The following is a 12,441-nucleotide window of genomic DNA, read 5'->3' on the forward strand; positions in this document are numbered from 1 at the left end:
CCTGTGGAACCTTGCAAACAATCAGGGGCAGACCTACCTTGGCCATAATGTCGGGGCATTGGCTGAACAGGCGCGAAAGCGATTCTGGTACGCTGGAACCCGCCGCTTTAAATCGATTTTAGAGTGCATCCCAAAACTGTGGAACATTTTTGGACAAGGTGCCGTAAAAGCAAACGTGTGAAAACCAACATATGGAGCGCCGATCTGCCTTGATCAGGTCGAAGCGCTCCCGGACCGGAGAGAAACTTCATGTCACAGCGTCACGCGCCAGTCATAGTCATCGGCTCAGGTCCTGCTGGTTATACTGCGGCGATTTATGCCGCCCGCGCCATGCTGAAGCCCATCGTCATTGCCGGTTTGCAGCAGGGTGGCCAGCTGATGATTACCACTGATGTGGAGAACTATCCGGGTTATGCCGATCCGGTGCAGGGACCATGGATGATGGACCAGATGGCGACGCAGGCTCAGAATGTCGGCGCTGAAATCGTCCATGACATCATCACCGAGGTCGAAACCACGGTGCGTCCTTTCCGCCTTAAGGGTGATTCCGGCACGGTCTATACTTGCGATGCCCTGATTATCGCTACGGGTGCACAGGCCAAGTGGCTTGGCCTCGACAGCGAACAGACCTTCATGGGCGGCGGCGTTTCGGCTTGCGCAACCTGTGATGGTTTCTTCTATCGCGGCAAGGATGTGGTCGTCGTCGGCGGCGGCAATACCGCTGTCGAGGAAGCGCTTTATCTTTCGCATATCGCCAAGAGCGTGACGGTCGTGCATCGCCGCGACGGTTTCCGTGCAGAAAAAATCATGCAGGATCGCCTGCTTTCGCGCCAGAACGTCTCGGTTGTCTGGAACAGCGTGATTGACGAAATCCTCGGCACCGAGGCAAAGCCGCCAATGGGCGCGACCGTGACCGGCGTGCGTCTCAAGAACGTGGTGACGGGCGAGACGCAGGAACTCGATACGCATGGTGTTTTTGTCGCTATCGGCCACGCACCTGCGGTTTCTTTGTTCGAGGGCAAACTCAAGCAGAAGCCAAACGGCTATCTGTGGACCGCGCCTGATTCGACCGCTACCGACGTTCCGGGCATCTTCGCTGCGGGCGACGTCACGGACGATATTTATCGACAGGCTGTGACTGCCGCCGGTTTGGGTTGCATGGCAGCTCTTGAAGCCGAGCGCTGGCTTGCTGCACAGGAACCGCTGCACGAAGCCGCGGAGTAAAGCATTTCCTGGCCAAAGGTGTGAGGCGGTTTTGCGTAAGATGAATGCGGTGAAAACAATGAGAGGGGATAATCGTGGTCGCTCCGCTCGACTGGGATAAACTGCGCATTTTTCATGCTGCGGCTGAGGCTGGGTCGTTCACCCACGCAGCCCAGACATTGCATCTGTCGCAATCGGCCATCTCGCGCCAGGTGAGTGCCCTGGAGCAGGATGTCGGCGTCCCGCTGTTTCATCGTCATGCGCGCGGTCTTATCCTGACCGAGCAGGGCGAAACGCTTTATCGTACGGCACATGACGTTCTGATGAAGCTCGAAAACGTTCGCTCGAAGCTGGCAGAAAGCAAGGAAAAGCCGACAGGTCGTCTTCGCGTGACGACGACTGTTGGTCTTGGTTCCGGCTGGCTGGTCGAGCGCATTCAGGAGTTCGTCGAGCTTTATCCCGATATCCAGTTGCAACTGATCCTCGACAATGAGGAACTGGACCTGACGATGCGCCATGCGGATTGTGCCATCCGGTTGCGGCAGCCGCAGCAGCCGGACCTGATCCAGCGCCGGCTGTTCACGGTGCATATGCATGTCTATGCGTCGGCAGGCTATGTTTCAAAATATGACAAGCTGAACTCAATCGACGAGATCGACCAGCATCGCGTCGTGACCTTCGGCGAACCGGCGCCAAGCTATCTGACAGGCCTGAACTGGCTGGAGATTGCCGGACGTGCCGATGGCAGCACACGCATTCCTGCATTGCAGGTGAACAATCTGCTGTCGATCCGTCGCGCTGTGCAGCGCGGCGTCGGCATTGCGGTTCTGCCCGATTATATGGCCGACAAGGAATCCGGGCTGGTGCAGCTTCTGCCGGAACTGGAAGAAATACCGTCCTTCGATACGTTCTTCTGCTATCCGGAAGCCTTGAAGAATTCCGCGAAACTGCACGCTTTCCGCGACTTCCTGTTCTCGAAGGCCCGCAACTGGACCTATTGATTGCAGCTTGCGATTCAAAAAAGGCCGCGCTGGCAATCAGCGCGGCCTTTTGTTTTTTGGTGATGGCTGATTACTTGCGCGGCAGCAGGCGCTGAACTTCCTTGGACGCATCGGCAAGGGCATCTTCCGGTGTGGCGGACTGCTCAACGACGCGCGAAAGATTGTCCACGATGGTCTGCGTCACCTTCACGCCGTTCGAACCAGGGAAGGCATACCACGGGATCATCAGCGACATCTGGCTGAGGCCAGCCTTGAAGAGCGGATTTTCCTCGTAGAACTTGCCGAGATATTCGTCGGACTTTGCAGCGAGTTCGTTGTTCGGCACATAGCCGGTGCCGGGGACGACGACGGAAGCGCCGTATGGTCCGGCGGCAAACTTGGCGAATTTCCACGCCGCATCCTGCTTGGCCTGATCTTCGGTCAGGATGACAACCGCGTTGCCGCCGGTTGGCAGACGACCCTTTTCAGCGTTGATGAGCGGGATTTTCGCCGTGCGAAGATCGAACTTGTCGCCAACATTCTTGATCGTGTTGCGCAGCGCGCCAGTCGTCTGGAACGAGAAGCCGACCTTGCCAGCCGCGAAAGCCTGTTCACCCGCAGCCTTGGTCAGAACCGGCATGCCGCCTTCCTTCACCATGCGGTCGACAAGCTTGAAGGCTTCAAGCCCTTCCGGACCGTTGAAGGCGACCTTCTTCTCGTCATCGGTCAGCATGGTGCCGCCCGCGCCGAACAGAAGGGCTGAGAACATCCAGTCGTCGCCCTGCCAGCGGAAGTCGATGCCCTCATTGCCGTCGCCGAGCGCCTTGATCTTGCCGCCGAGCTCAATCACTTCGTTCCAGGTGGTGGGGGGAGTGTCGGGATTACCGCCTGCCGCTTTCAGAAGATCGGCATTGTAATACATGATCGGATTGGAGGTTGCGAAAGCAAGACCGACCTGACGGTCGCCAACCCGGGCGAGGCTCAGAAGATGATCGGTGAAACCCTGCGCTTCCATGTCGGTTTCTTTTTCGACCAGAGGCTTCATGTCGACGCCGATATTGCGTTCCGCCAGAACACGCAGGCGGTTCAAACCGGTGAAGGTGATATCAGGCATTTCCGACGTTCCGGCCTGACGCATGATCGTCTGGATGCCTTCCTCGTAGGTCGCCGACGGGCTGACGAAGTTGATCTTGATGTCCGGATTTTCCTCCATGAATTTTTTGGAGATGTCGGCCATGACATCCTTGAAAAATCCCGGCATCGGATAGTGCACGTTCAGCGTCGTGTCGGCAAAGGCAGGCGAGCCGAGGCCTGTTGCCATTGCCAGAGCGGCGAGTGCACTGGAAAAGCGTTTCATGTTTGAACTCCTGTGGAGGATGGGAGGGAAGAATTCAGCCCTTGAGGCCGGTGAGGGTAATGCCTTCGATGAAGCGGCGCTGGGCGGCGAGAAATGCCAGCAGCAGCGGCAGGGTGATGATGAGAGTTGCGGCCATCAGTGCCCCGTAATCATCGCCTGCTTCCGCAGCGCGGAAATAGAGGAGGCCGAGCGGCGGCGTGGCGCGTTCCATGCCATTGACGACGATCAGCGGCCAAAACAGATCGTTCCAGTGCGCGACAACTGAAAAGATCGAAAAGGCTGTAATCGCAGGCCAGGCATTGGGTACGATCACCCGCATGACGATGCCTGCCTCTGACATGCCGTCGAGGCGAGCGGCGCTGATCAGATCATCCGGCATGGCGCGGAAGAACTGCAGAAACAGGAATATGCCGAAGACCGAGATGAAGAACGGTGCGCTGAGAGCGAAATAGCTGTTGAGCACGCCGAGCTGATTGAAGCCGACATAGAAGGGCAGTGCGGTGGCATGGATCGGCACGAGAAGACCGAGCATGACCATCATCATCATGGCACGCTGGCCGCGAAAATTGAGCTTTGCCATGGCATAGGCGCAGGGAATTGCGACCACGACCTGAATGACCAGAACGAGCGCGCAGACGACCACGCCGTTAAACAGCAAAAGCCCCATCGGCACACGGCTGAATGCCTTGGCAAGATTATCCCAGAGCGCCCAGTTGTGCGGGATCAGCGACAAGGAAGACGAGAAAATATCCTGCTGCGACTTTGCCGCCGTCGACAGCATGAAGATATAGGGTGCGAGGAAAAGCAGGGCACCCAGTGAAAGAATGCCGAGGCGAAGCGAACGGGCGAAGGACATACCGGATTCCTCAGAGTGGTTCTAGTTAAAACGGGATCTTGGTAGTCGCTCTAACTATTTGTTTTTACGCATGTCTTTATCCAAAAACCGGTTCCCACTTTTGGGAGACATGCTCTAGTAATGGGTGCGGCGGTCGAGCACGCGGAATTGCAACATCATCAGGATCACGAGGACCGCGAGAAAGATCACTGTCATCGCCGAGGCATAGCCGACGCGCAGATAGACGAAGCCTTCCTGATAAATGGTCCAGAGCAGGACTTCCGAAGCCTTGTTCGGGCCGCCCTCGGTCAGCGTCTTGACCGTCTCGAAGACCTTCACGGCATTGATGATGCTGATCGTCGTGACGAATAGCGTGGTGGGGCCGAGCAGGGGCCATGTGACCAGCCGGAAGCGCTCCCAGCCGTTTTTCACGCCATCCACTTCAGCAGCCGAATAGAGTTCTCGCGGGATGGCCGTGAGACCGGCCAGAAACAGCACCATGTTGAAGCCGACGCTCTGCCAGATGCCGATCAATGCGAGGCTGAACAGCACCGTCTCGCTGGAGCCTAGCCAGTTGGGACCGGCGATGCCGATCATGCCCAGCATGGCGTTGACGGGGCCGAGTGTCGGATGCAGCAGATATTGCCAGACGGTTGCCATCGCCACGAGGAGCGATGCGACCGGCAGAAAATAGACGGTGCGAAAGAAGGACTTGCCGCGAACTTCGCCTTCAATGAGGAGGGCTACGCCGAGGCCGAGAAAGACGGAAGCGGGTGCCACGATCGCGGTATAGATGGCGGTGTTCTTCAGCGAGATCAGAAATGTCCGGTCGCTGAAGAGTTCGGCATAGTTTTCCAGTCCGATGAATTCGAAACCGTCATAACCAAGCTCGAAATTGGTCAGGCTCCAGAAAATGACGGCGGCAGTTGGCAGGAGGATCAGCAGTACCGTCAAAATGATGGCTGGAGCTGCCAGTTTCCATGCCAGCCGCTCTTCGCGGCGACGGGCTTCTTCGGCCGCCGTGCGTGCGCTGCTGGCTGCGTGGCTGGATAGCGTCATATCAGACATGAGCGGCAGCCTTTGCCGGTGCTGCAAGCTTGACGATGTTTCCGGCGGGCTGGCGCAGGCGCAGGCCATCTTCTGCGAAGAGGTAGGCGTTGCTTGCATCGAAATGCAGGCCCACGGGGAGGCCGACGACGATGTCGCGCGCTTCTTCGGGCGCAAGTTTCACGGTGAGGTCCTGCGAGGCACCGGGAGCCTTGAGATAGACGAGAACTTCCGAGCCGAGAAATTCGATCCGCGAGACTGTGCCGGAAATGCCTGTCTTGTCGTGCGGCTTGAGCTGGAAATGTTCCGGACGAACGCCGATGCGGATAGCGGTGCCGGAATGGGCGGCGACGTCCTGCAGGATGGCGCGGCCTGCAAAATGTACCATGCCGCTATCGCTGACCAACGCTTCCAGAATATTGATGCGCGGCGTGCCGATGAATTGCGCGACCTCGATATGGCGCGGATCATTATAGATCGCGGTCGGCGTGTCGATCTGCAGCAGTTTGCCGCCCATCATGACCGCAACGCGGTCGGCCATGCTGAGCGCTTCGGCCTGGTCATGGGTCACATAGATGGTGGGGACACCGGCACGGCGATGCAGTTCAACGATTTCTGCGCGGGTGTGAACACGCAGATTGGCATCGAGGTTCGACAGCGGCTCATCCATCAGGAATGCGCCGGGTTGACGGACAAGCGCGCGGGCAAGGGCCACACGCTGACGTTGGCCACCGGACATCTGGCCCGGCTTGCGGTCAAGCAGATGGTCGATCTTAAGGCTTGTTGCGGTTGCCTTGACCTGCTTCTGGATGGCGGCGCGCTTGCTGCGCTGGCCGGGAATGAAAGCGCCGATCATGGGCAGGCGTTCCACGGCGGTCAGATCACGCATTGCAAGCGGCACCGCGATGTTCTGTGCCGTCGTCAGGTGGGGATAGAGCGCGTAGGACTGAAACACCATGGCGATGTTCCGGTCGGCAGGGTGAGCGCCGGTTATGTTGCGCCCTGCAAGCTCCACGCTTCCTTCATCCGCATGGTCCAGACCGGCGAGAATACGCAGCAACGTACTCTTTCCGCAGCCTGACGGACCGACGAGAGCGATGAATTCACCTTCCGCAGCTTCGATGGAAATTCCATCAAGAATGCGGTTGCCCCCATAGGATTTGCCGATGTGGCGAATGGCAAGCGTGCTCATTGGCTTGCCTCCTCGGTGACTTTCTCGCCATCGCCGGTATGGTGCGGATAGACCTCATGCACCACGTCATCGATGACGTAGGGTGTCAGTTCGTCGATGCGGACAATGCTGCTTGTGGCGATCTCATCGAGATCGTGGATGACAGCGCCGAGGATGCGCTCGCCGGGGAGGTCGCGTTCCATTGGCCCGACGATGAAGGCGGCGGCAGGCGCCCAGACATAGTTCGTGCCGAAAGCATCGCCCGACCACGCACGGTGCAGGTGGCCGCTGGCGTGAAGCTGCACATTATACTGCGCGAAAAGATCATAAAGACGCTGGCGTGGGGCAGGGCGGATACCCCAGTAGCCGCTATCACCCTCATCCGGATCGTCCACAAAGAGCGGCTTGTGGGCGAAGACGGCGACGGGCTTGCCATCGCTGTTTTTCAATTCGTCTTCGAGCCACTGGAACTGTTCCGCTTCTTCGGCCTCGCCGGAGCCGATGACAAGGCTGTTGAGGCCGATGATACGCCAGTTGCCGAAGTTTTCCGCCCAGCGGTCCGGGCCGATATGACGGCGCCAGCGCATCAGGCGCTGCGGATTGACCGGCTGGTGACTTTCGGGAAGATGGCCGATATCGTGGTTACCCGGAAGGCTGAGAACACGCGCTGGAAGCTCGTTCAAACAGGTGCGGCAGAACAGAAGATCGGCCTCCACATCGGCGCCGTCGACTGTGAGGTCGCCGGTGTGGATGATGAGATCAGGTTTCTGCTGATCGATCCAGGCAGCGAGCGGTTCCCAGTTGCGGTTGAAGTGCGGCTTGATTGGGCTGAGGTGGGTGTCTGTAATCTGAACGATCCGCACAGGTACGCTCCTTCTCGGGTCTGTCTAGTGCCGCAGCACTTTTTTACGCGCGGCACTCCGCCGGGCGCATCATGCGCGGCATCTTGCCGGGGCTTTTAGGCGTGTTGTGTGACAGGCCCGCTGCATTGCAGTGACAGTTGCATGACATCTGCTTTGAGCGACTCAAAAAGGGGGATTTGCCAAATTTGGAGGCATCGTTGTTTTGCCGATGCTTATGCTTTAGGCGGCTAATCTGCTCATTATAATATTACGAAGTAATTTTTATCGGCATAACGCATTGTTTTTAAATTGTTTTATGGCCTGATCTAGACATGCGTAAAATGCATAGCTGCATTGCGCTAAAGTCGCATTGCAAAAACAATGGGCAACAGGCATATAAAGGTCATCTCAGCGCTGCGTTTCCTCCTCCCATTTGCGCAGGCTGAGTGTTCCCCTCTGGAGGTTTGCCTCAAAGGCACCTTCAAAACTCAAAGCCAGACATTTGTCTGGCTTTTTTTTTGGCTTTTTGCCAAGCCGCCTCTTTTTGTCAGAAATACAGAAACGAAAAAGGGGCCTTTCGGCCCCTTCGTCATTCCATTTTGTTTTGTTTAACGCAGGCTGGCACAGAAGCGCTGGATGCGGGTGCAGGCTTCTTCGAGAAGCGCGTCTGACGTTGCATAGGAAATGCGGAAGTTTGGTCCAAGACCGAAAGCCGAACCGTGAACGACGGCGACGCCTTCAGCTTCCAGCAGTTCGGTGACGAAGTCTTCATCGGTCTCGATGACCTTGCCAGCTTCCGTCTTCTTGCCGATCAGGTCAGCGCAGGAGGGATAGACGTAGAACGCACCTTCCGGTGTCGGGCACTTGATGCCTTTTGCCTGGTTCAGCATTGATACGACCAGATCGCGACGGGCCTGGAAGATCTTCTTGTTTTCCGGGATGAAATCCTGGGTGCCGTTGAGGGCTTCGACTGCGGCCCACTGTGCGATGGAGCAAGCGCCCGAGGTCTGCTGGCCCTGCACCATATCCATGGCCTTGATGAGCTGCAGCGGTCCTGCTGCGTAGCCGATACGCCAGCCGGTCATGGCATAGGCCTTTGACACGCCGTTCATGGTGAGCGTGCGGTCGTAAAGCGAAGGCTCGACCTGAGCAGGCGTCGTGAACACGAAGTCGCCATAGACCAGATGCTCGTACATGTCGTCGGTCAGGATCCAGACATGCGGATGACGAACCAGAACGTCGGTCAGGGACTTGAGTTCTGCTTCCGTGTAAGCCGCGCCGGTCGGGTTCGACGGCGAGTTGAAGATCAGCCACTTGGTCTTCGGCGTGATCGCCTTTTCCAGATCGGCGGCCGTCAGCTTGAAATTGTCTTCGATCTTCGTGTTAATGAACACCGGATTGCCGCCGTTGATCGCCACCATTTCAGGATAGCTGACCCAGTAAGGGGCAGGAACGATGACTTCATCGCCGGGGTTCAGCGTGGCCATGAAGGCGTTGAACAGAATCTGCTTGCCACCAGTGCCGACGATGACCTGTTCCGGCTTGTAGTCGAGGCCGTTTTCACGCTTGAACTTGGCAACAATGGCCTGACGCAGTTCAGGAATACCGGCAACAGGCGTGTATTTCGTTTCGCCGCGGTTGATCGCGTCGATGGCAGCCTGCTTGATATTCGTGGGCGTGTCGAAGTCGGGCTCGCCCGCACCGAGACCAATCACATCCTTGCCCTTGGCTTTCAGTTCACGTGCTTTCTGGCTGACCGCGATGGTCGCAGATGGCTTTACACGAGAAAGGGCGTCGGCGAGAAATGCCATGATAGATCTCCATAGATGGCAGGCTCTGTTAACCGGCACCGGGCAGGTCCGGTTTTGCGGGTTTTCTATGTCCCATCGGCGCAGGAAGCGCAACAGATGGATTGTGATTTCATCGGCAATTGCTTGATTTCGCGAAAATGTGTTGCCGAAACGAACAGATCCATCAGCAATGCTGACATATTAACGCAAGGAAACTGATTGGATCGGGCGGTATTGGGCTCTATCCCGCCATCAGGTCGCGCAAGCTACGCGTGGCCATCACCTTATAAGCCGCTATCAGCGCATCGCACTCGTTTTCCGGAACCTCGACGGCGATGCGCATGGTGGATTCGCCGAAATGCATCAGCAGGAAGGCGGTTTCGTCCAGTTGCGCCGGCAGCTTATCGGGGGCGATCCGGCGGATCGTATCGGCCAGGAGCTGGCCGTTCTGCCTGCTTTCGGCAATTTCCAGCTTTGACAGGGACTTGTCTGTCTGCGTGGCCGACCAGATGTCACGCATTGCCGGTTCCAGCCGCATTAGCGTCAGATATTCATCGATCAGTGCATTGAAGGCGATGATCAACTCGTCAGCCGAACTGGCTGCTGCAAGCCCTTCCGCGATGCATTGGCGCGATTGCGCATTGCAGCTTTCAAACAGGTAACGGATCAGGGCGCTTTTATCGGGAAAATACTGATAGAGCGCTCCGATGGAGATACCGGCCTGCTGGGCAATTTCACTCATCTTGAGGCTGTCGCTGCCCTTGGCGGCGATCAGGGCTGTGGCGCATTCAGCGATACGCCGAATCTTTTCCTGTGCGCGGCTCTGGCTGGGCGTGCGGCGCAGGATCGGTGCGCTGCTTGTCTCTGCTTGCTTGGCGGAATTCTGCTTCATGACCGACTCACAATTTTTCTCTCTTGACGGAATATGAGGATTGCTCACATATTGCAAATATGAGGGTTACTCATATTTTGGGAGAAGGAAGATGAATACGTATCTTGATGATCGTTATCTGGTGATTGGTGCTACCGGCAAAACTGGCAGGCGCGTTGCGGAAAAGCTGCGGCAGAAGGGGCTTTCAGTTCGGGCCGTATCGCGGAGCACCGAGATTCCCTTTGACTGGAACAGCCAATCCACCTGGGCTGCGGCGCTTGACGATATCGACAGCGCCTATGTGACATACCAGCCGGATATTGCCTTGCCGGGCGCCGTCGATGTCATTCGCGCATTTCTCGCGGCGGCAAAGACGGCAGGTGTCAAGCATGTCGTGCTTCTGTCTGGACGGGGCGAGGAGGAGGCGGAAGCTGCGGAGCGGGTTCTGCAGGCTTCCGGGCTGGACTGGACCGTGCTGCGTGCCAGCTGGTTCATGCAGAATTTCAGCGAAAACTACATGCGGGACGAGTTGCTTTCAGGCTCGCTGACCTTACCGGTCGGACCGACGAAGGAACCTTTCATCGATGCTGACGACATTGCGGATGTGGCGGTTGCCGCGCTTACCGAGGCGGGGCATCGCAACCGGCTCTATGAGCTGACTGGGCCGGAACTGTTCAGCTTCAACGAGGCTGTGAGCGAAATCGCCGGAGCGACAGGTCGGGCGCTGTCGTTTCATCCGGTCTCATTCGCCGATTACGAAGCCGCATTGCGTGAACAGGCATTGCCGGAAGATGTCATCACGCTTTTGCGCTATCTTTTCACCGAACTTTTCGATGGCCGCAACGCCAATGTGGCGCATGGCGTGGAGGAAGCCCTTGGACGAAAGCCGCGCCGGTTTGCAGATTTTGCGCGCAAGGCTGCCGTTGAAGGCATATGGGAGGGATAATCATGACAATGAGTTTTCAATTGCTGGTTTTGCTGACAGCATGGGGAAGCGCGATTACCGGCGGCATCTTCTATGCGTTCTCAAGTTTCGTGATGGCCGCGCTGGCGCGCATTCCGGCCAATGCGGGCATAACGGCTATGCAGTCGATCAATATCACCGTCATTAATGGCACGTTCTTTGCCGTCTTCTTCGGCACTGCATTGTTGTGTCTGGCGATTATCGTACTGGGATTGATGGGCTTCGGAGGCTTGTCGAAATGGGCGATGATTGGCGCTGCCGTCTATCTCGTCGGCACTATTGGCGTCACGATGGCTTTGAATGTGCCGCTGAACAACCAGCTTGCCGCGATGGATGCCAATGCCGCCGCTTCGGCGGATGTCTGGCTCGCTTATGTGCGCGACTGGACCATATGGAATCACGTCCGCACCGTCGCGGCGCTGATTGCGGCCCTGATTCTGGGTGCAAGCGCATTGGCGAGAGGCTGAGGAAGGCAGACAAATAAAAAAGGCGGGTCCGAAGACCCGCCTTTCCTCTGCCTTGCGGCAAAACTTATGCTGCGACCAGATTGTCGGCAGACGAACGGCCCGAACGACGGTCCTGTACGATTTCGTACGAAACCTTCTGGCCTTCATCGAGCGTGGCCAGACCAGCGCGCTGAACGGCGGAGATGTGAACGAAAACGTCCGTGCCGCCCTGATCAGGCTGAATGAAGCCGAAGCCCTTGGTCGTGTTGAACCACTTAACTGTTCCCGTAGCCATGGGAAATTCCTTTGTAACATTAGTAGTAGAGTAGTCCGTATGCTTCGCACACGTCCCTGTGAATCGAATTTATGGACAGGAGATCGTCAGGAAGCACGGCGGGCCGCACGGGTCGCAAAGTCACTTGACCGAAAAATCGATGCGCTAACTATATGCGACAAATTTGACCAATACAAGTCAGCTAGAATGCTAGCTAGAAACTGATTTTACTCAGGCTTTCTGCCATGCCGAGTCCGAGCCGGTTTTGCGCGCTCGATCGGTCGAGCCAGAACAGCCGGAACAGGATTGGGGCGCTGCCATCGCATGGCGCCATTTCATAATGATCCCAGGTTTCAGGCGCGGCACGTCTCAATTGCAAATGAAAGCAGTGGCGGCGGTGAAGCTCGGTTTGTCCCCGTTCGGGATAATCATAATCGATAGTTTCGAGATGGATCATGCCGTCGTCGTAGAAAAGCCCTGTTTCTTCGGCGAATTCGCGATAGGCGGCCGCGAAAATATCTTCTCCTGCATCGACCGTGCCGCCCGGCACCTGAAGCGGCGTTTCGGGAAAATCCGGCTCTTCAAAAACCAGAAGGCGGCCGCTCCATGTCGCGTAAATGAGTACCTTGTCGATGGGCTGGATTGTGACAGTCATGGAATG

The 12,441-nt window shown here is 57.1% G+C and carries 13 protein-coding genes and 1 pseudogene; 4 read left to right on the plus strand and 10 right to left on the minus strand.

The features are described 5' to 3' along the window. Nucleotides 1-249: 249 nt before the first annotated feature. Nucleotides 250-1,224: a thioredoxin-disulfide reductase gene (trxB, locus tag F9K91_RS14125; protein WP_061345942.1), complete on the plus strand. Its 975-nt coding sequence runs from the start codon at nt 250-252 to the stop codon at nt 1,222-1,224. Between the two features lie 74 nt (nt 1,225-1,298). Then, on the plus strand, nt 1,299-2,204 hold the full coding sequence (locus F9K91_RS14130) for a LysR family transcriptional regulator (RefSeq protein ID WP_151678016.1): 906 nt from the start codon (nt 1,299-1,301) through the stop codon (nt 2,202-2,204). Between the two features lie 70 nt (nt 2,205-2,274). On the opposite strand, the gene F9K91_RS14135 is transcribed toward F9K91_RS14130, so the two are convergent. The 8 genes and pseudogenes from F9K91_RS14135 to F9K91_RS14170 all read right to left on the minus strand — a co-directional run bounded on the left by F9K91_RS14135 (nt 2,275) and on the right by F9K91_RS14170 (nt 10,117). Then, nucleotides 2,275-3,540, minus strand: a complete 1,266-nt coding sequence (locus F9K91_RS14135) for an ABC transporter substrate-binding protein (protein WP_151678017.1) — start codon at nt 3,538-3,540, stop codon at nt 2,275-2,277. 34 nt (nt 3,541-3,574) lie between these two features. After that, nucleotides 3,575-4,396, minus strand: coding sequence for a carbohydrate ABC transporter permease (locus tag F9K91_RS14140; RefSeq protein ID WP_061345945.1), 822 nt, complete (start codon nt 4,394-4,396; stop codon nt 3,575-3,577). Between the two features lie 114 nt (nt 4,397-4,510). Further along, complete coding sequence (locus F9K91_RS14145) at nt 4,511-5,443, minus strand: carbohydrate ABC transporter permease (RefSeq protein ID WP_151651944.1); 933 nt, start codon at nt 5,441-5,443, stop codon at nt 4,511-4,513. After that, nucleotides 5,436-6,614 carry an ABC transporter ATP-binding protein gene (locus F9K91_RS14150; protein WP_151651943.1) on the minus strand — a complete coding sequence of 393 codons (1,179 nt, stop codon included), beginning with the start codon at nt 6,612-6,614 and terminating at the stop codon, nt 5,436-5,438. Before F9K91_RS14150 ends, F9K91_RS14145 begins: the two co-directional genes overlap by 8 nt. Then, the gene (locus F9K91_RS14155) at nt 6,611-7,456 is read right to left on the minus strand and encodes a metallophosphoesterase family protein (RefSeq protein WP_151678018.1); all 846 of its coding nucleotides are present in this window, start codon (nt 7,454-7,456) and stop codon (nt 6,611-6,613) included. The genes F9K91_RS14150 and F9K91_RS14155 overlap by 4 nt, the downstream gene beginning before the upstream one ends. 382 nt (nt 7,457-7,838) lie before the next feature. Next, a pseudogene (locus tag F9K91_RS14160) lies at nt 7,839-8,028 on the minus strand (hypothetical protein). Nucleotides 8,029-8,043: 15 nt separating this feature from the next. Then, a complete protein-coding gene (locus tag F9K91_RS14165) occupies nt 8,044-9,246 on the minus strand; it encodes a pyridoxal phosphate-dependent aminotransferase (protein WP_061345950.1) in 1,203 nt (400 codons plus the stop codon). Between the two features lie 220 nt (nt 9,247-9,466). Next, a complete protein-coding gene (locus F9K91_RS14170; RefSeq protein ID WP_151678019.1) occupies nt 9,467-10,117 on the minus strand; it encodes a TetR/AcrR family transcriptional regulator in 651 nt (216 codons plus the stop codon). 91 nt (nt 10,118-10,208) lie between these two features. Here F9K91_RS14170 and F9K91_RS14175 point away from each other — a divergent pair, with 91 nt between their 5' ends. Both F9K91_RS14175 and F9K91_RS14180 read left to right on the plus strand, forming a co-directional pair. Beyond that, nucleotides 10,209-11,042 carry an NAD(P)H-binding protein gene (locus F9K91_RS14175; protein WP_151678020.1) on the plus strand — a complete coding sequence of 278 codons (834 nt, stop codon included), beginning with the start codon at nt 10,209-10,211 and terminating at the stop codon, nt 11,040-11,042. A gap of 2 nt (nt 11,043-11,044) precedes the next feature. After that, entirely contained in the window at nt 11,045-11,527 is a 483-nt protein-coding gene (locus F9K91_RS14180) for an anthrone oxygenase family protein (protein ID WP_151651939.1), read from the plus strand. A 64-nt stretch (nt 11,528-11,591) separates the two neighbouring features. Here the strand turns inward: F9K91_RS14180 and F9K91_RS14185 are convergent, their stop codons facing one another. Together F9K91_RS14185 and F9K91_RS14190 are read right to left on the minus strand one after the other, a co-directional pair. Beyond that, nucleotides 11,592-11,801 carry a cold-shock protein gene (locus tag F9K91_RS14185; protein WP_006471898.1) on the minus strand — a complete coding sequence of 70 codons (210 nt, stop codon included), beginning with the start codon at nt 11,799-11,801 and terminating at the stop codon, nt 11,592-11,594. Between the two features lie 193 nt (nt 11,802-11,994). Further along, complete coding sequence (locus F9K91_RS14190) at nt 11,995-12,435, minus strand: NUDIX hydrolase (RefSeq protein ID WP_151651938.1); 441 nt, start codon at nt 12,433-12,435, stop codon at nt 11,995-11,997. Between the last annotated feature and the right edge of the window lie 6 nt (nt 12,436-12,441).

Origin of the sequence: Brucella tritici (genome assembly GCF_008932295.1) — a bacterium.
Lineage (GTDB): Bacteria > Pseudomonadota > Alphaproteobacteria > Rhizobiales > Rhizobiaceae > Brucella > Brucella tritici.